Source organism: Rhizobium sp. CF080 (assembly GCF_000282095.2).
Classification (GTDB): Bacteria; Pseudomonadota; Alphaproteobacteria; order Rhizobiales; family Rhizobiaceae; genus Neorhizobium.
In genome coordinates this window covers 263,991-280,160 of record NZ_AKKC02000002.1, presented here as the reverse complement: position 1 = coordinate 280,160, position 16,170 = coordinate 263,991, and the positions used below count along the sequence as shown (strand labels likewise).

The following is a 16,170-nucleotide window of genomic DNA, read 5'->3' as shown; positions in this document are numbered from 1 at the left end:
TTTTGCCGCTTGAAAAGATCAAAACGTGAACATTCTGCTTCCTCAGGCCGTAATTTCTATTTCTTCGGAAAAAAAGATGGGTTATGGGAAGCCATGACGATCAAGCCTCTGATTATTCTGCCTGACCCGATCCTGCGCCAGGTTTCCAAGCCGATAGAGCGCGTCGACGCGGAGCTTTTGAAGCTCGCGGACGACATGCTCGAGACCATGTATGACGCACCGGGCATCGGCCTTGCTGCGATCCAGATCGGCGTGCCACGCCGCCTCCTCGTCGTGGACGTCGCGCGCGAGGGCGAGGAAAAACAGCCGCAGGTTTTCATCAATCCGGAGATCGTCAGATCCTCCGACGAAATCGCGGTCTATGAAGAAGGCTGCCTTTCCATTCCGGAATATTATGCCGAGGTGGAGCGCCCGGCGACCGTCAGCGTCAGGCATCTGGGCCGCGACGGCAAGGAATATGTGGTAGAGGCCGATGGCCTGCTCGCCACCTGCCTGCAGCACGAGATAGATCACCTGAATGGCGTGCTTTTCATCGACCATATTTCCCGCCTGAAACGCGAGATGGTGATCAAGAAATTCACCAAGGCTGCCAAGTCCAAGGCGGTCTGATTCGTCGCTCAGGCGATCCGAAGCAAGAAGGCGCGGTCTTTCGGGACGCGGAACGTCCATGTCTCTTCGCATCATCTTCATGGGAACGCCGGAATTTTCCGTGCCGACGCTGCAGAGCCTCAAGCATGCGGGCCATGAGATCGTCGCGGTCTATACCCAGCCGCCGCGTCCGGGTGGCCGCCGCGGCCTTGATCTCGTGAAGTCGCCGGTGCACCAGGCCGCCGAACTGCTCGGCATTCCCGTCTTGACGCCGGTGAATTTCAAGGATCCCGAGGAGCGCGAGAAATTCCGCGCATTTAATGCCGATGTGGGAGTCGTCGTCGCCTATGGCCTGTTGTTGCCGGAAGCGATCCTGACCGGCACCAAGCTCGGGTGCTATAACGGTCATGCTTCGCTCCTGCCGCGTTGGCGAGGTGCCGCGCCGATCCAGCGGGCGATCATGGCCGGCGATGAGAAAACCGGGATGATGGTCATGCAGATGGAGAGGGGCCTCGATACCGGCCCCGTTGCGCTGACCAGGGAAGTCGAAATCGGCGACACCATGACCGCCGGCGAACTGCACGACAGGCTGATGCTGGTCGGCGCCCGTGCCATGGTCGAGGCGATGGGCAAGCTCGAGGCCAACGACCTGCCGCTGACGCCGCAACCGACCGAAGGCGTGCTTTACGCCGCCAAGATCGACAAGGGCGAGACACGCATCGATTTTTCGAGGCCGGCACGCGATGTGCACAACCACATCCGCGGCCTGTCGCCATTTCCCGGCGCATGGTTCGAGGCCGAGATCAACGGAAAGCCGGAGCGCGTAAAGGTTCTCGGGTCGGAAGTCGGCAAAGGGCAGGGTGAGGTCGGAACGGTTTTGGACGAGACGTTGACCACTGCCTGCGGCGAAGGGGCCGTGCGCCTCCTGAAATTGCAGAAGGCCGGGGCTAAACCTCTGGCGGCGGCGGAGTTCCTGCGCGGCACGCCGCTCGGGCCCGGCACGAGGCTCTCCTGATGCCGCGATTCCGCATGACCGTCGAATATGACGGCACGCCCTATGTCGGCTGGCAGAAACAGGAAAACGGCCATTCGGTTCAATCGGCACTTGAAAAAGCCATCCTGGCGCTGACCAGGGAGACGGTGCTGGTCAAGGGCGCCGGGCGCACCGATTCCGGCGTTCATGCGCGCGGACAGGTCGTGCATATGGATCTCTCGCGGCCATGGGAGCCACACAAGCTGCGCAATGCGCTGAACGCCTATCTGGGCATGGCGCACGAGAAGGTCGCGGTCATTGACGTGCAGGCTGTCGATGACGCGTTCGATGCCCGCTTTTCGGCCGTGCGCCGGCACTATCTCTACCGTATCATTTCGCGGGCCGCGCCATTGGCGCTGGAGGCGAAGCGTGCCTGGTGGGTGACCCGGGATCTGGACCACGAAATCATGCATGCTGCCGCCCAGACACTGGTCGGAAAGCATGACTTCACGACGTTTCGTTCGGTTCATTGCCAGGCGAAAAGCCCCGTCCGCACACTGGACCTGCTGGACGTGACGCGCAGCGGCGATCTGATCGAAATTCGCGCGACGGCGCAGAGTTTTCTGCACAATCAAATACGCTCGCTCGCCGGCACGCTGAAACTCGCCGGCGAAGGCCGCATGACGCCGGCGGACGTTCGCGCAGCGCTGGACGCGCGCGATCGCAAGGCCTGCGGCCCGGTCGCCCCGCCGGAAGGCCTTTATTTCATGAAGGTGGAATATCCCGGCGACCGGACGGAGCCCTGAAAGGCCTCAATCCGTCAGAGCGGATAGATGCCGAGGAAACGCTGCAGCGCTTCCGTCAGCAGCATGCTCGGCACGATCAGCACCAGCACCAGTGTGGTGATCATCAGCGGCTGCGGCCCGCAGATCATCCGCATCACCCGTGATACCGAGATGACCATGACGATGAGCAGCGCGAAGTGAACCAGCGCCAGCGCGGTATCGAAGCCGGACGGCAACAGAAAGCGCAGGCTCAGCAGGCCGTAGAGATAGGTGAAGGGAACCGACAGCCAGTTGACGCTGACGACGACCGCGGGAAACTTCCGGGCAATGCCGAGAAGCGAGCAGAGTATGCCGGCGAGGATCAGCGGCACCAGCCAGTTGAAGATTTCCAGCATCGCCATGCGAACGAAGAAAATCCCGCCGATCCGGGCGCCCGGCGGCATGCCTTCGAGCAGATAGTCGCGCCACCACAGCCACGAGATGAACGCACCCGGCAGGCACCAGATAAATGCCCAGAACGAGCGCATCATCCCGCGATCGGAAATGTCGAGCAGGCGGAAACCCTGCGCATCACCGCGGATCAGCAGCCAGAGGCCGCTGAGGTAGAGTCTGACTTCAGGGTAGGAAGGCATCGCGACCTCCCTGCGAAACGGTGAAATCACGCATCAGGTTATGGAAACCCCCATGATATTCTCCAGTTCGCGCGCAACAAGCATATCGGTCAGGGCCACGAGCCCAAGGGTCGCGATCCGGATCATCACGGGGCCGCCCATGACTGTTCTGAGAATGCACCAGGCTAGAAAAAGCGCAGCGACCAGAATGGTTGCCGCCAGAACGATCGAACCGTAACCGGCAAGCCCCATGGCGCCATTCTGCGCGTGGGATAGGTAGGCGATGGCCGCAGAGGTCGCATAGGCGAGCGGCACGGCAAACCAGTTGCGAACCACCATCAGGATCGGCACCAGCGGCATGAACCGAAGCACGAACCCGAGAGCGATGAGCGCCGCGGCCGGCACAAGCCAGTAGGCTGCTTCCAGGACGAGCATTTTCAGGAAAAAAATGAAGGAATAGTCTTCGCGCTGGGGAAAGTGGCGAAGATATTCCATCCGCCGAAAAATCCAGCCGACGATCAGCGCCGGCGCACACCAGGCGATCGCCCAGAAGGAGCGCAGCACGCCCTCATCGGAAATGTCGAACGGCCGCAGACCGCGCGCATCGCCGCGGATCAGCAGCCAGAGGCCGCCGAAGTAGAGCCTGACTTCATGATAGGAGGGCATTATCGAACCAGCGGGAGATGAATGTCCCATAGATTTGGGTAAGCGTCTCCAGATCGGCAAGGGCCACGCGCTCGTCGATCATGTGCATGGTCTGTCCGACCAGGCCGAATTCGACGACCGGGCAGTAATCCTTGATGAACCGGGCGTCCGACGTACCGCCGGTCGTGGAAAGTTTCGGCACCTTGCCGGTCACGCTTTCGACAGCGCCGGAAAGCGAGGCGATCAGGGCATTGTTGCGCGTGAGGAAAACGTGGCTTGGACGTTCCGCCCAGGTGATGTCGTAGCGCGCCGGATCTCGATCCGGGCGAAGTGGACCGGAGGCAGCCGCCGCATCCAGCCGTCGGACGATCTCCGCCTTGACGGTATCGGCGGTCCAGGTGTCGTTGAAACGGATGTTGAAGGCGAAGGTGGCTTTTGCCGGAATGACGTTGGTTGCCGGATTGCCGACATCGACCGATGTCACTTCCAGGTTGGAGGCAGGGAATTCCGGCGTGCCGCCGTCGAAGGGCGGGTCCATCAGCGAAGATGCAAGCGGCAGGAGCCCGCGCACCGTATTGTCGGCAAGGTGCGGATAGGCCGCGTGGCCCTGGACGCCGAAGACGGTAACCTTGCCGGAGACCGAACCGCGACGGCCGATCTTGATCATGTCGCCGAGCACATCGGGATTGGTCGGCTCGCCGACCAGGCAGGCATCCCAGCTCTCGCCCCTTTCGGCCGCCCATTTGAGCAGCTTCTCGGTACCGTTGACGGCCGGGCCTTCCTCGTCGCCGGTGATCAAAAAGGAGATCGAGCCTTTTGGCGCACCGTGCTGCTCGATATGGCGTGCGACCGCCGCGACGAAACAGGCGATGCCGCCCTTCATGTCCACCGCGCCGCGACCGAACAGCTCACCGCCGACAATCTCGGCGGCAAACGGCGGCCGGCTCCACGACGTCTCGTCCCCCGGCGGCACCACGTCCGTATGCCCGGCAAACATCAGATGCGGGGCATCGCTGCCGAGCCGGGCATAGAGGTTCTCGATATCCGGCATGCCGGGCTCCGTCGCCACCATGCGCTCGACCTTGAAACCGAGTGGAAGCAGCATGGCTTCGAGTGCCGCAAGCGCGCCGCCCTCGGCGGGTGTCACCGAGGGGCAGCGGATGAGCGTCTGAAGATTGGCGATGGGATCGGCAGCGGACATTTGATCAGATCAGTCGCGCAGCAGTTCGTTGATGGCGGTCTTGGAGCGGGTCTGCGCATCGACGCGCTTGACGATCACGGCGCAATAGAGGCCCGGCCCCATGTCTCCGTTCGGGAACGGCTTGCCCGGCATCGTGCCGGCGACGACGACGGAATAGGGCGGTACTTCTCCATAGCTGATCTCGCCGGTGGCACGGTCGACAATCTTGGTCGACTTGCCGATGAACACGCCCATGCCGAGTACCGAACCTTCGCGAACGATGCAGCCTTCGACGACTTCCGAGCGGGCGCCGATAAAGCAATTGTCCTCGATGATGGTCGGGCCGGCCTGCATCGGTTCCAGCACGCCGCCGATGCCGACGCCGCCCGAGAGATGCACGTGTTTGCCGATCTGGGCGCAGGAACCGACCGTCGCCCAGGTGTCGACCATCGTGCCTTCGTCGACATAGGCGCCAAGGTTGACGAAGGACGGCATCAGGATGACGTTCTTGCCGATATGGGCCGAGCGGCGCACCACCGCGTTCGGCACGGCGCGGAAACCGGCGGCGCGGAACTGGTTTTCACCCCAGTTCTCGAACTTGGAGGGCACTTTGTCCCACCAGGTGGAGGCGCCGGGGCCATTCTTCACCACTTCCATGTCGTTGAGGCGGAAGGAGAGCAGAACGGCCTTCTTCAGCCACTGGTGCACAGTCCAGTTTCCGTCTTCGCCGCGGGTCGCAACGCGCGCCCTACCGTCGTCCAGCAGGTTGAGCGCTTCCTCGACGGCATCGCGGATTTCCCCTTTGGTCGAAACCGTGACGCTGTCGCGGTTGTCGAAGGCGGTCTCGATAGTCTTTTCGAGGGAAGAGAAGTCGGGGCTGCTCATGGGAAATCCTTAAACGTCACTCGGTATCGTGATGGTGGGAGAGGTGGCCATTTGGTGTCATTTGATCTAAGCGACCGCCACTCAAGCGTCAATGTGAATTGGCGTCAATGCATTTGACGCCGGAAGGATCATGCGAATGGCAAAGGCGAAGAAGGATGGCCCGCGAGGCAAGGACGGAGTCTGGGATCCGCTGAAGGACAACAAGGCGGACAAGAATGCCGCCGCCGTCCTGCCAAAGACGCCGCAGACGGAATCGCATTCCTATCGTCTCGCCTATGCGGATGACGAATTCTTGAGCCGGGAGGAACTTCGCCCCGTCCGTCTCCAACTCGAGTTGATGAAGACGGAAATGGCGCTCGCCGAGCGCGGCATCAAATCGACCGTCGTGCTGTTCGGCGGTGCACGCATCCCGGCGCCTGGCCAGAGCGCCTGGGCCGCCCGCAACGAGACCCAGCGGCACAATCTCGAAGCAGCTTCCGTTTATTACGAGGAGGCGCGCAAGTTCGCGGCGCTCTGCGGCAAGCACTCGGCAGGCTACAATCATCAAGAATATGTGGTGGTGACGGGTGGCGGGCCGGGCGTCATGGAGGCTGGCAACCGTGGTGCGGCGGACGCCGGTGCCCCGAGCATCGGCCTCAACATCATGCTGCCGCACGAACAGGCTCCGAACCGTTACGTGACGCCGGAGCTCAGCTTCAACTTCCACTATTTCGCCATCCGCAAGATGCATTTCCTGATGCGGGCCAAGGCGGTCGTCGTTTTCCCGGGCGGGTTCGGCACGCTGGACGAAATGTTCGAGGCGCTGACCCTCATCCAGACCAAGCGGATGGAACGCATACCGCTGATCCTGTTCAGCGAAGCCTTCTGGCGCGGCATCATCAACTTTGGCGCACTCGCGGAATTCGGCACGATCGCCCCGGACGACCTCAACGTCATCAATTTCGTGGAGACCGCGGAAGAGGCGTGGAAGATCATCTCGGATTTCTACGATATCGAAAAATAAAAGAACCCGCCCCTTGGGAGAAGGGGCGGGTCCTTTGGACGACTGTCGGGACTAGTTCCAAGGGGGCGGAGAACTAGAGGGGGCGGTCCGGCAGGTCGTCGATGGAAATGGTTCCATCCTTGTTGGTGTCCATGCGGGCGAACAGCTTGTCGGATGCGGCGGAGGCTTCCGCCTTGGTGATCTTGCCGTCGCTGTCTTCATCGATCATGCGGAACATGCCCTGGCCCATCATCTGGCGGCCATGCGGCCGCTCCCCGCGGGCATCTTCTCGACCCCAGCCATGGCGGCCCTGGCCATCACGGTTCCAGGCGGAATGATCGCGGTCGCGGCGATGGTCGTCACGTCGGTCGGCCATGTCGCGGTCGGACGGCTCATCCTTCTTGTCCGCGGTATTGGCGACTTCCGGCTGGTTGTTCTTGCGGAACTCTTCCATCTTCGCCTGGCGATAGTCGAACATCTCGCCGCGCGTCAGCGAACCGTCCTTGTTGGCGTCGATTGCCGTGAAGAGCTTGTCCTGGAAGGCGGTCATCTCGTCCTTGGAGACCTTGCCGTCCTTGTCGGCATCGGCATTCTTCAGCAGGCGGACGAACATCATGTCCTGCATCATGGCGCGGCCGGGGCCATCATGGCGCCCGGGACCATCACGCCCTGGGGCTGCAAAGGCAGGAATGGCTGCGCCGGCGATCAGCGCTGCTCCAAGGGTCGCCAGAACGATCTTCTTCGCGGTCATTGTGGTGGTCTTTCAGGTTGTTTCGATAGCCTGAAGATAGGGACCGCAACCCGTCAAAACCACTTAAACATCCGTAATGTGTATGAATTTTTAGTAATGCCGATAAAACCTTAGCTGATATTGAGGCCCTTGAGGAAGCCGGTCAGATCGTCAGTCACGTAGTCGATGTGATCGTCCTCATCGGTAAGCTTCTCCCAACGTTCCATCAGCACCGCATCGAGATTGCGCGGCACGAGAAGGATGGTGCGCATGCCGAGTGCCTTCGGCACCTGCAGATTGCGCGGCAGGTCCTCGAACATCGCTGCCTGTCTCGTATCGACCCGGTGCAGGCTGGCGAACTTGTCGTAAGTCGCGCCTGCCGGTTTCGGCACATAGTCGGCGGCGACGATGTCGAAGATGTCATCGAAATTATCAAGAATGCCGAGCGCCCTGGCTGCGGCTTCCGCATGCGGCACGCTGCCATTGGTGAAGATGAACTTGCGGCCGGGAAGGGCCTTGATCGCCTCGCCGAGCTCCGGATGCGGCAGAAGCGCCGAATAATCGATCGCATGCGCCTGTTCGAGAAACCCGTCCGGATCGACGCCATGGTTCAGCATCAGGCCCTGCAACGTCGTGCCGTGCTCATGGTAATATTGCTTCTGCAGCGCTTTCGCTTCCGCCGGTTCGAGCTGCAGCAGTTCCTGCACATAGGCAGTCATGTTCTTGTCGATCTGCGCGAACAGATTGATGTGATGCGGATAAAGCGTGTTGTCGAGATCGAATACCCAGTCGCGGACATGGGCGAAATCGGCGGGATTGGGCAAGGTCTGCGGCTTTTTTTCCATAGCCGCTTTATGCACCGGCTCGGCGGCAAAGAAAACGAAAAAGACGAACGCTTTCAGCCGAAGCCGACCTTGGCGATCTGCCGGAACGCATGATACCGCCAGCATATGGAACTCTGGATCCCCATAACGATTGCTGCAGCCTTCCTGCAGAATTTGCGCTCTGCCCTGCAGAAGCATCTGCAGGGTTCGCTCGGCACGCGCGGTGCGAGCTTCGTGCGCTTCGGCTACGGTTTTCCGATCGCCATCCTCTATGTCCTGTGCCTGCACCATTTCGCCGGTTATCCGTTCCCGGCATTGAACTGGACCTTCGCTTTATGGGCGGTGATCGGCGGCCTGGCGCAGATCTTTGCGACCATGATGCTGGTACATCTCTTTTCGCTGCGGAATTTTGCGGTCGGCACGGCCTATTCCAAGACCGAGCCGGTGCAGGCCGCCATATTCGGCTTCATCCTGCTCGGCGAAAAGCTGACGCCGGGCTCGGTCGCGGCAATCATCGTCGGCGTCATCGGCGTAATGACGATCTCGATGGCGCGCATGCCGCTTTCCTGGCGCAACATGCTCGTCGCCATGACCAGCCGCACCGCCATGATTGGCATAGCCTCGGGCGCAGTCTTCGGTATTTCGGCCGTTTCCTATCGCACGGCTTCGCTGTCGCTCGGCGGCCCGGGGCCGGTCATGGAAGCGGCCATGACGCTCGCCTGCGTCACGACCTTTCAGACGGCCTTCATGCTCGTCTGGATGTTCTGGAAGGACAAGCGCGAGATCGTCCAGGTCATTCTCTCGTGGCGTTCATCCTCTCTTGTGGGAATGGCAGGCGTCGTCGGCTCGGCCGGCTGGTTCACCGCGATGACCCTGCAGCAGGTGGCCTATGTCCGCGCACTCGGCCAGATCGAGCTCGTCTTCACCTTCATGGCCTCCTACTTCCTCTTCCATGAAAGGGTAAACCGCATGGAGGTTTTCGGCTGCCTGCTGATCGTCTGCGGCATCCTGGGGTTGATCTTTTCCTGATCGACGCCCGATTTGCGGCGGCGTCCGTCGTCGAATCCGGTTAGGGTAGGCGATCAACGGGAGGATCATCCATGTCTCAGAACGACAAGGCCGCCGCGTTCGGCGCACTTCACCGGAAGGGTAATCCGGTCATCATCTATAATATCTGGGATGCCGGCACCGCCAAGGCGGTTGCGGATGCTGGCGCGAAGGCGCTCGGCACCGGAAGCTGGTCTGTCGCAGCAGCGCAAGGGTACGCCGACGGCGAAAACCTGCCGCTCGAAGCGCTGCTGGCGGCGGTGAAATCTATCACGGCGGCGGTGAATCTGCCGCTGTCGGTGGACTTCGAAGGCGGTTATGCAGAAGACCCCGCCGAACTGGTGAAGAATGTCGGCAAGGTCATCGAGGCTGGCGCGATCGGCATCAATTTCGAGGACCAGGTCGTCGGCGGCAGCGGCGTCTATCCGGTGGACCGGCAGGCCGAGCGCATCCGTGCCATCCGGGCATTGGCGGACACTCGGGATATGCCCTTCTTCGTCAACGCACGTACCGATCTCTTCCTGCAGGAGGGCGATCAGGGCAAGCATGCAGCACTTCTCGATGAAGCGATCCGCCGCGCCAAGGCCTATGCCGAGGCCGGAGGCAACGGCTTCTTCGCGCCGGGGCTGGCCGATGAAGGGTTGATCGAGACGCTATGCAAGGCCTCGCCGCTTCCGGTCAATATCATGATGTTCAACGGAGTCCCGTCGCCGAAACGCCTCGGTGAACTCGGCGTCGGCCGGGTCAGCTACGGCCCCGGTCCCTACCGGGCGATGATGGCGAAGCTGAAGGAAGACGCAGCGGCGGTTTTCACCGAGGCCGGTATCTGAATCAGGTGCGGCCCCAGGCCTGGCTTTCGCGGTAGGAAGCACGAAGCGCATAGGTGAGGATGGCGATCGTCACCCATAGGCGAATATATGAAAATACAAACACGAGGGATAGGTAGAGGCCGTTCCTCAGGGCGGGCAGTTGCAGGCTTTGATAGATGGGCTCGAGCCGTGGCACGAACGTGATCTGGATGATACCGATCCCATAAAACGCAGCAACGATCATCAAGGCCGCGACCGCCATATGTCGCCACCTGCCTGCCAATTGGCGTGCGGCGGCCTGGAAGGTTGGCTGCCGGCCGAGGCCTTTTTCCACGACCATCAGAAAAACGAGAATGGCAACGAAAGCGCTCCAGAACGGAAGATAGGTACCGGGCCACGGATGGACGATGTTATCGAGGCCGAGCCAAAGCACAGCGGCATAGTTTGGGTGGAGGCCAAGGCCGATGGCGCTCAGTACGGCCAAGAAGAACAATGCCAACAGCCGCCAGACGACTGAACGGGCCAGTTGATATTGTTCCTTGAAAGCCAAGCGCTCGAGATTGACCTCTCCGCCGGCCAATTGGATCATTCGGTGAGCCGCGAGAAGAAAAGCGATCAAAAGTGCATATTCGACGATGATCATCAGTGCTAGGCCAATGAAACCGGCCTGCGCACGCCCATGCATGCGCAATGCCGTTGCCAGCAGCAGCCAGGGAACTGAGTGCAGGATGAGGTAGGGGCCAAAGCTCGCCCGCTGGACATGAAGCTTTTGCCCGCCTCGGGCCTTTTTCAAAAGATCTTGGCCGGACAAATGAAACTCCCGAAGCGAATGCAATCGGCAGTTTAGTGTTCAATCCTCAAACGACAGTAAAGCCGATATCTAAATTGCCTCAGATCAGGGGACGATCAGCGTGCCGGCGCCGTGCTCGGTGAAGATTTCGAGCAGCACCGAGTGGGCGGTCTTGCCGTTCAGGATGACGACGCCCTGCACGCCGGCCTTGATCGCCTCGATGCAGGTCTCGACCTTCGGGATCATGCCGCCGGAGATCGTGCCGTCCTTGATAAGGGCCTGGGCCTGGGCGACCGTCAGTTCCTTGATCAGCTGCTTGTCCTTGTCGAGCACGCCCGGAACGTCGGTGAGAAAGAGCAGGCGGGTGGCGCTGAGTGCGCCGGCGATGGCGCCAGCAAACGTATCGGCATTGATGTTATAGGTCGCGCCATCGCGGCCCGGGGCGACCGGGGCGATGACGGGGATCATTTCCGACTTGGCGAGCAGGTCGAGCAGGGTGCGATCGACTTCCACCACTTCGCCGACGAAACCGAGGTCGAGGACCCGCTCGATATTGCTGTCGGGATCGATGATGGTCTTCTTTGCCTTCTCGGCGAAGACCATGTTGCCGTCCTTACCGCAAAGGCCGATCGCCCATTCGCCGGTCTGGTTGATCAGCGCGACGATTTCCTTGTTGATCGAGCCGGCGAGGACCATTTCGACGATCTCGACCGTCTTCTGGTCGGTGACGCGCAGGCCGGCTTCGAACTTGGATTCGATACCCATCTTCGTCAGCATCGCGCCGATTTGCGGGCCGCCGCCGTGAACGACGATCGGGTTGACGCCGGACTGCTTCAGAAGCGCGATATCCGCGGCGAACGCCTTGCCGAGTTCGGTGTCGCCCATGGCGTGGCCGCCGTATTTCACGACGATCGTCTTGTTTTCGTAACGCTGCATATAGGGCAACGCCTGTGCCAGAAGCTTGGCCTGAAGTTCGCTTTCGGAAGCCGTCATCGGATACCCCTGAATATCAAGTGGGGCCTTTTAGCGCATGTTTTTGACATAGGAAATAATCAGTGCGCGATATTGTCGTTCAATCGGCGAGCTGAGCCCGCCAAATGGAATGCCGGCTTCCGGCCGTAAACACCTTCCGGCAAGTGCAGGCCTGCTTGACTGCATGCAAAGCAAAAAATTCCCTTCAATGAAAACAGCGGCTTAAACGTTTTTTGGCGGCTTTCGCATCGCGGCTGAAACTCTTCTCCCACGCCTTCCGTCTCTTGCAATGTCTCCGCAGATGTCGGGACGCCGGGCCTTGGAGGCGCGCATCCGCGCCGGGGCAAGTCGATTTTTTAAGAGGAAGCCATCATGTTGAAGACCGCACTCCGCACGCTCGCCATCGCGACCGTTCTGTCCGCCACCGCTGTGACCGCCTTTGCCGCCAATCCGAAGGTCGGCGGCGCCGCGATGTACGAAGAGAAGAACATCATCGAAAATGCCGTGAACTCCAAGGACCACACGACGCTCGTCGCCGCCGTCAAGGCTGCCGGCCTGGTCGAGACGCTCCAGGGCAAGGGTCCGTTCACGGTCTTCGCGCCGACCAACGACGCATTCGCCGCCCTGCCCAAGGGCACGGTCGAAACGCTGCTGAAGCCGGAAAACAAGGCTCAGCTCACCAAGGTGCTGACCTGCCATGTGGTCGCAGCGAACGCCCTGTCCACGGCCATCGACAAGATGATCAAGGACGACAAGGGCACGCATGACGTCAAGACGGTCGGCGGCTGCATTCTGAAAGCCAAGGAAAGCATGGGCAAGATCACGCTGACCGACGAAATGGGCGGCGTGTCGCATGTCACGATCGCCGACGTCAAGCAGTCGAACGGCGTCATCCACGTGGTCGACAAGGTTCTGCTGCCGAAAATGTAAAAGCCGACCGCCCTCGCTTTTACATCAGGATCCGGTCGTCTCACCTCGGGGGCGGCCGGATCTGCCGTTTTTGGGGCAACTCAGACCGGACGGCCGACCGTTTCGGCGATCGCCTGGCGCAGTTCGTCGATCCCCTTGCCCTTTTCGGACGAGGTGGAGAGTACGAACGGGAAGGCGGCGGGACGCTTGCGGATTTTTTCCTGCGTCTCCTCCAACAGCTTCACCACGGCCGGCTCCTTGATCTTGTCTGTCTTGGTCAGCACGATCTGGTAGGAGACGGCGGCCTTGTCGAGCAGGTCCAGCACTTCGTCGTCGTTCTTCTTGACGCCGTGACGGCTGTCGATCAACAGATAGACGCGCTTCAGCGTCGCGCGACCGCGCAGGTAATCGAAGACGAGCTTGGTCCAGGCATCGACATTTTCCTTCGGCGCCTGGGCGTAACCGTAGCCGGGCATGTCGACCAGCGCCATCGGCGGCAGGTCGCCGCTTGCGCCCGAATAGCCGTCCGGTACGAAATAATTGAGTTCCTGGGTTCGGCCAGGCGTGTTCGATGTACGCGCCAGGGCCTTCTGGCCGACGAGCGCGTTGATCAGCGACGACTTGCCGACATTCGAGCGGCCGGCGAAGGCCACTTCGAGCGGGCCCTCCGGTGGCAGGAATTTCATGGATGGCACGCCGCGGATGAAGATCCAGGGGCGGCCGAAAAGCGGCTTGTCGTCCGTGCTCATGTCTGCCGGCATCGGTTCTGGTCGTCCTGTTTTGTCGAAGGGCACGGCTTCAAGCTTTTGGCCGGCAATGTCAAGCTTTCGGGCAATCTGGCCCTTTTCCTGAAAGAAAAACCCCGGACAAGCCGGGGTTTCTCATTCGTTTGTCTTGCGGGCGCTATTTCGTTGGCGCCGGTTTTCGGCGGAAGAGGCCCTTCAGATTGTCGAAGAGCTCGACCTTGGCGCCGTGGCGTTTCATGATGATCGCCTGCTGCGTCACCGACAGCGTGTTGTTCCAGGCCCAGTAGATGACGAGGCCGGCCGGGAAGGAGGCCAGCATGAAGGTGAACACCAGCGGCATCCAGGTGAAGATCATCGCCTGGGTCGGGTCCGGAGGCGTCGGGTTCATGCGCATCTGCACGAACATCGTGACGCCCATGACAAGCGGCCAGACGCCTATCATCAGCGCATGCGGCACGTCGTAGGGCAGCAGGCCGAACAGGTTGAAGAGCGAGGTTGGGTCCGGTGCGGACAGGTCCTGGATCCAGCCGAAGAACGGCGCATGCCGCATTTCGATGGTCACATAGATGACCTTGTAGAGCGCGAAGAAGACGGGGATCTGCAGGAGCACCGGCCAGCAGCCGGCGATCGGATTGATCTTTTCTTCCTTGTAGAGGGCCATCATCGCCTGCTGCAGGCCCATACGGTCGTCGCCGAACTTGGCCTTCAGCTCTTCCATCTTCGGCTGCATGCGCTTCATGTTGGCCATGGAAGCGTATTGCTTGCTGGCGAGCGGGAAGAACAGCGCCTTGACGACGATGGTGGTCAGCAGGATCGCCACACCGAAATTGCCCACGTGACGGAAGAAGAAGTCCATCAGCTGGAACATCGGCTTGGTGATGAAGTAGAACCATCCCCAGTCGATCAGGCGGTTGAACTGCGGAACGGCGAACTCCGTCTCGTAACGCGAGATCAGCGGCACTTCCTTGGCGCCGGCGAAGACGAGGTTCTTGAGCTCGGTGGACTGACCCGGCTGAACCGTCAGGTCGTCGCCCTTGTAGTCCGCCTGGTAGCTCGCCTGACCGCCGTTGAAATGCGAGAAGCGCGCCACATAGGGCAATGTCTGCGGCGGCACGAGGGTGGCGGCCCAGTACTTGTCGGTGATGCCGAGCCAGCCGGTCGTCGCCTTCTCGTTGGTGAACTGCTCTTTTTCGATATTGGCGTAGGTGTGCTCGTTGAGGCTGCCGCTCTCGCCCATCACGCCGATGAAGCCTTCATGGATGACCCAGACGGATGGAGTTGCAGGCTTGTTGTTGCGCAGTACGCGGCCATAAGGCGTCAGCGTCACCGGGCCGGCCGTCTTGTTGTCGATCTTGTCGGCAACGGTCAGCATGTAATGGTCATCGACCGAAATCGTACGCGTGAAGGTCACGCCCTTCTCGTTGGTGAAGGTCAGCGTCACCGGCGTCTGCTGGGTCAGCTTGTCGCCGCTTGCGAGCGTCCACTGCGTGCCGGTGCCGGGAGCGGTGCCGATCGATTCATTCGGGATATAACCGACTTCCGTGAAATAACCGTCCGCCGTGTCGGACGGCGAGAACAGCGTGATGATCGGGCTCTTGTCATCGACGGTTTCGTGATATTCGCGCAGCTTGAGGTCATCGAAACGGGCGCCGGTCAGGTTGATGGAGCCGATCAGGGCAGGCGTCTCGATCTGCACGCGCTGTGACCTGGAGAGTGCCTGATCGCGGGAGAGCGCAGCAGTTGCCGGGGTCGCGCCGGGCAGGTTCCCCAACACGCCGGAACCACTCTGAGCGCCGGGGCTTTCCGGCGAAACAGGCTGGGCGGTTTCGCCCTGCAGCGCGCGGCTGGCCTCTTCGGCGCGCCGTTGGGCTTCCATCCTCGGGTTCATATAGAGGAACTGCCAGGCAAGAACGATCAGCACCGAGAGCGCGATCGCGATGAAGTAATTGCGGTTCTTTTCCATCATGCTTTCCTGGAACGGGTCTCCTCGGACCGCTTTGGTCTCGGCTTGCTTTCGATACGTTCGATAAGCTGGGCCGTCATATCCGCAAAGGGGGCCGTAAGCACCTCCCGCCGCGCGACAATCACATAGTCGTGTCCGTTCTTCATTGCAAATCCGGCAGATTGCCTCACCACCTCGCGGAGGCGGCGGCGCATGCGGTTGCGTTCGACCGCGTTGCCATGTTTCTTGGTAACGGTGAAACCGACGCGCGGCGCTTCGTCCGGCTGGTTTCGATCAAGGACTTCCAGAAGGAAGTTCCGGCCCCGGCGGGATTCCCCCCCCCGGACGGCAAGGAACTGCGGCCGGCTTTTAAGCCGCCCGACAGTTTTCTCGTTCTTTGTCTCAGTCGTCATCGCCCGGTCGTCTCGGGCATCTCAGGCCTTAGGCCGAGAGACGCTTGCGGCCACGGGCGCGACGTGCGGAGAGAACCAGACGACCACCTTTGGTGGCCATGCGGGTACGGAATCCGTGGCGGCGCTTGCGAACAAGCTTGGACGGTTGATAGGTACGCTTCATTTATTTTAATACCGCGGTGTGCGGCCCTTCTTGGAGTTTGCCGTCATCACGACGGCAAGAGCGCTTCGGAAAAACGATCTGCGCAAGCGACTGCATGCGTGCAAGCCCGCCGGAGCTGAACGTGGGCGGCTTATAAGAGGACTCCGCCGGAAAAGTCAATCGCTGCCGGGATTTTT

The 16,170-nt window shown here is 61.0% G+C and carries 19 protein-coding genes; 7 read left to right on the top strand and 12 right to left on the bottom strand.

Annotated elements, in window-relative coordinates:
- Positions 1 to 93 precede the first annotated feature (93 nt).
- Genes def through truA form a run of 3 tightly spaced genes read left to right on the top strand, consistent with a single transcriptional unit; the run spans position 94 to position 2,367 of the window.
- Positions 94 to 609: a peptide deformylase gene (def, locus tag PMI07_RS02520; RefSeq protein ID WP_007758674.1), complete on the top strand. Its 516-nt coding sequence runs from the start codon at positions 94 to 96 to the stop codon at positions 607 to 609.
- Positions 610 to 667: 58 nt separating this feature from the next.
- The gene (gene fmt / locus PMI07_RS02515; RefSeq protein ID WP_007758670.1) at positions 668 to 1,603 is read left to right on the top strand and encodes a methionyl-tRNA formyltransferase; all 936 of its coding nucleotides are present in this window, start codon (positions 668 to 670) and stop codon (positions 1,601 to 1,603) included.
- Positions 1,603 to 2,367 (top strand): tRNA pseudouridine(38-40) synthase TruA, encoded by a 765-nt coding sequence (gene truA / locus PMI07_RS02510; RefSeq protein ID WP_007758667.1) that lies wholly within the window; start codon positions 1,603 to 1,605, stop codon positions 2,365 to 2,367. The genes fmt and truA overlap by 1 nt, the downstream gene beginning before the upstream one ends.
- A 14-nt stretch (positions 2,368 to 2,381) precedes the next feature.
- Here the strand turns inward: truA and PMI07_RS02505 are convergent, their stop codons facing one another.
- The 4 genes from PMI07_RS02505 to dapD are packed head-to-tail and all read right to left on the bottom strand — an operon-like array spanning position 2,382 to position 5,667.
- Positions 2,382 to 2,978 (bottom strand): hypothetical protein, encoded by a 597-nt coding sequence (locus PMI07_RS02505; protein WP_007758665.1) that lies wholly within the window; start codon positions 2,976 to 2,978, stop codon positions 2,382 to 2,384.
- 33 nt (positions 2,979 to 3,011) lie between these two features.
- The gene (locus tag PMI07_RS02500; protein ID WP_007758663.1) at positions 3,012 to 3,623 is read right to left on the bottom strand and encodes a hypothetical protein; all 612 of its coding nucleotides are present in this window, start codon (positions 3,621 to 3,623) and stop codon (positions 3,012 to 3,014) included.
- The gene (gene dapE / locus PMI07_RS02495; protein ID WP_007758661.1) at positions 3,607 to 4,803 is read right to left on the bottom strand and encodes a succinyl-diaminopimelate desuccinylase; all 1,197 of its coding nucleotides are present in this window, start codon (positions 4,801 to 4,803) and stop codon (positions 3,607 to 3,609) included. The genes PMI07_RS02500 and dapE overlap by 17 nt, the downstream gene beginning before the upstream one ends.
- Positions 4,804 to 4,812: 9 nt before the next feature.
- On the bottom strand, positions 4,813 to 5,667 hold the full coding sequence (dapD, locus tag PMI07_RS02490) for a 2,3,4,5-tetrahydropyridine-2,6-dicarboxylate N-succinyltransferase (RefSeq protein ID WP_007758659.1): 855 nt from the start codon (positions 5,665 to 5,667) through the stop codon (positions 4,813 to 4,815).
- Between the two features lie 136 nt (positions 5,668 to 5,803).
- Between dapD and PMI07_RS02485 the strand changes: the two genes are divergently transcribed.
- Positions 5,804 to 6,670 (top strand): LOG family protein, encoded by an 867-nt coding sequence (locus PMI07_RS02485; protein ID WP_007758653.1) that lies wholly within the window; start codon positions 5,804 to 5,806, stop codon positions 6,668 to 6,670.
- A 73-nt stretch (positions 6,671 to 6,743) separates the two neighbouring features.
- Here PMI07_RS02485 and PMI07_RS02480 read toward each other — a convergent pair whose 3' ends face one another.
- The gene (locus PMI07_RS02480) at positions 6,744 to 7,400 is read right to left on the bottom strand and encodes a hypothetical protein (RefSeq protein WP_007758651.1); all 657 of its coding nucleotides are present in this window, start codon (positions 7,398 to 7,400) and stop codon (positions 6,744 to 6,746) included.
- A 110-nt stretch (positions 7,401 to 7,510) separates the two neighbouring features.
- Positions 7,511 to 8,224, bottom strand: a complete 714-nt coding sequence (locus PMI07_RS02475; RefSeq protein ID WP_037085403.1) for a pyrimidine 5'-nucleotidase — start codon at positions 8,222 to 8,224, stop codon at positions 7,511 to 7,513.
- A 105-nt stretch (positions 8,225 to 8,329) separates the two neighbouring features.
- Between PMI07_RS02475 and PMI07_RS02470 the strand changes: the two genes are divergently transcribed.
- Both PMI07_RS02470 and PMI07_RS02465 read left to right on the top strand, forming a co-directional pair.
- Positions 8,330 to 9,232 carry a DMT family transporter gene (locus tag PMI07_RS02470; RefSeq protein ID WP_007758648.1) on the top strand — a complete coding sequence of 301 codons (903 nt, stop codon included), beginning with the start codon at positions 8,330 to 8,332 and terminating at the stop codon, positions 9,230 to 9,232.
- Positions 9,233 to 9,303: 71 nt separating this feature from the next.
- Entirely contained in the window at positions 9,304 to 10,080 is a 777-nt protein-coding gene (locus tag PMI07_RS02465) for an isocitrate lyase/phosphoenolpyruvate mutase family protein (RefSeq protein WP_024163503.1), read from the top strand.
- 1 nt (position 10,081) lies between these two features.
- On the opposite strand, the gene PMI07_RS02460 is transcribed toward PMI07_RS02465, so the two are convergent.
- Positions 10,082 to 10,870: a hypothetical protein gene (locus PMI07_RS02460; RefSeq protein ID WP_007771512.1), complete on the bottom strand. Its 789-nt coding sequence runs from the start codon at positions 10,868 to 10,870 to the stop codon at positions 10,082 to 10,084.
- Positions 10,871 to 10,954: 84 nt separating this feature from the next.
- Positions 10,955 to 11,842, bottom strand: coding sequence for an acetylglutamate kinase (argB, locus tag PMI07_RS02455; protein ID WP_007771514.1), 888 nt, complete (start codon positions 11,840 to 11,842; stop codon positions 10,955 to 10,957).
- A 351-nt stretch (positions 11,843 to 12,193) separates the two neighbouring features.
- Here argB and PMI07_RS02450 point away from each other — a divergent pair, with 351 nt between their 5' ends.
- Positions 12,194 to 12,751: a fasciclin domain-containing protein gene (locus PMI07_RS02450; RefSeq protein WP_007771517.1), complete on the top strand. Its 558-nt coding sequence runs from the start codon at positions 12,194 to 12,196 to the stop codon at positions 12,749 to 12,751.
- Positions 12,752 to 12,831: 80 nt separating this feature from the next.
- Here the strand turns inward: PMI07_RS02450 and yihA are convergent, their stop codons facing one another.
- From yihA to rpmH, 4 genes are all read right to left on the bottom strand, one after another.
- Positions 12,832 to 13,479, bottom strand: a complete 648-nt coding sequence (gene yihA / locus PMI07_RS02445) for a ribosome biogenesis GTP-binding protein YihA/YsxC (RefSeq protein ID WP_037085400.1) — start codon at positions 13,477 to 13,479, stop codon at positions 12,832 to 12,834.
- A 154-nt stretch (positions 13,480 to 13,633) separates the two neighbouring features.
- Positions 13,634 to 15,439 (bottom strand): membrane protein insertase YidC, encoded by a 1,806-nt coding sequence (gene yidC / locus PMI07_RS02440; RefSeq protein ID WP_007771521.1) that lies wholly within the window; start codon positions 15,437 to 15,439, stop codon positions 13,634 to 13,636.
- On the bottom strand, positions 15,439 to 15,831 hold the full coding sequence (gene rnpA, locus PMI07_RS02435) for a ribonuclease P protein component (RefSeq protein WP_007771523.1): 393 nt from the start codon (positions 15,829 to 15,831) through the stop codon (positions 15,439 to 15,441). Before rnpA ends, yidC begins: the two co-directional genes overlap by 1 nt.
- A gap of 28 nt (positions 15,832 to 15,859) precedes the next feature.
- Positions 15,860 to 15,994: a 50S ribosomal protein L34 gene (gene rpmH, locus PMI07_RS33895; protein ID WP_080719113.1), complete on the bottom strand. Its 135-nt coding sequence runs from the start codon at positions 15,992 to 15,994 to the stop codon at positions 15,860 to 15,862.
- Between the last annotated feature and the right edge of the window lie 176 nt (positions 15,995 to 16,170).

What these genes read in the sequence shown, in the direction of transcription:
- def (WP_007758674.1), top strand. Translation starts at nt 94, where the DNA reads ATGACGATCAAGCCTCTGATTATTCTGCCTGACCCGATCCTGCGCCAG.
- fmt (WP_007758670.1), top strand. Translation starts at nt 668, where the DNA reads ATGTCTCTTCGCATCATCTTCATGGGAACGCCGGAATTTTCCGTGCCG.
- truA (WP_007758667.1), top strand. Translation starts at nt 1,603, where the DNA reads ATGCCGCGATTCCGCATGACCGTCGAATATGACGGCACGCCCTATGTC.
- PMI07_RS02505 (WP_007758665.1), bottom strand. Translation starts at nt 2,978, where the DNA reads ATGCCTTCCTACCCTGAAGTCAGACTCTACCTCAGCGGCCTCTGGCTG.
- PMI07_RS02500 (WP_007758663.1), bottom strand. Translation starts at nt 3,623, where the DNA reads ATGCCCTCCTATCATGAAGTCAGGCTCTACTTCGGCGGCCTCTGGCTG.
- dapE (WP_007758661.1), bottom strand. Translation starts at nt 4,803, where the DNA reads ATGTCCGCTGCCGATCCCATCGCCAATCTTCAGACGCTCATCCGCTGC.
- dapD (WP_007758659.1), bottom strand. Translation starts at nt 5,667, where the DNA reads ATGAGCAGCCCCGACTTCTCTTCCCTCGAAAAGACTATCGAGACCGCC.
- PMI07_RS02485 (WP_007758653.1), top strand. Translation starts at nt 5,804, where the DNA reads ATGGCAAAGGCGAAGAAGGATGGCCCGCGAGGCAAGGACGGAGTCTGG.
- PMI07_RS02480 (WP_007758651.1), bottom strand. Translation starts at nt 7,400, where the DNA reads ATGACCGCGAAGAAGATCGTTCTGGCGACCCTTGGAGCAGCGCTGATC.
- PMI07_RS02475 (WP_037085403.1), bottom strand. Translation starts at nt 8,224, where the DNA reads ATGGAAAAAAAGCCGCAGACCTTGCCCAATCCCGCCGATTTCGCCCAT.
- PMI07_RS02470 (WP_007758648.1), top strand. Translation starts at nt 8,330, where the DNA reads ATGGAACTCTGGATCCCCATAACGATTGCTGCAGCCTTCCTGCAGAAT.
- PMI07_RS02465 (WP_024163503.1), top strand. Translation starts at nt 9,304, where the DNA reads ATGTCTCAGAACGACAAGGCCGCCGCGTTCGGCGCACTTCACCGGAAG.
- argB (WP_007771514.1), bottom strand. Translation starts at nt 11,842, where the DNA reads ATGACGGCTTCCGAAAGCGAACTTCAGGCCAAGCTTCTGGCACAGGCG.
- PMI07_RS02450 (WP_007771517.1), top strand. Translation starts at nt 12,194, where the DNA reads ATGTTGAAGACCGCACTCCGCACGCTCGCCATCGCGACCGTTCTGTCC.
- yihA (WP_037085400.1), bottom strand. Translation starts at nt 13,479, where the DNA reads ATGAGCACGGACGACAAGCCGCTTTTCGGCCGCCCCTGGATCTTCATC.
- yidC (WP_007771521.1), bottom strand. Translation starts at nt 15,439, where the DNA reads ATGGAAAAGAACCGCAATTACTTCATCGCGATCGCGCTCTCGGTGCTG.
- rnpA (WP_007771523.1), bottom strand. Translation starts at nt 15,831, where the DNA reads ATGACGACTGAGACAAAGAACGAGAAAACTGTCGGGCGGCTTAAAAGC.
- rpmH (WP_080719113.1), bottom strand. Translation starts at nt 15,994, where the DNA reads ATGAAGCGTACCTATCAACCGTCCAAGCTTGTTCGCAAGCGCCGCCAC.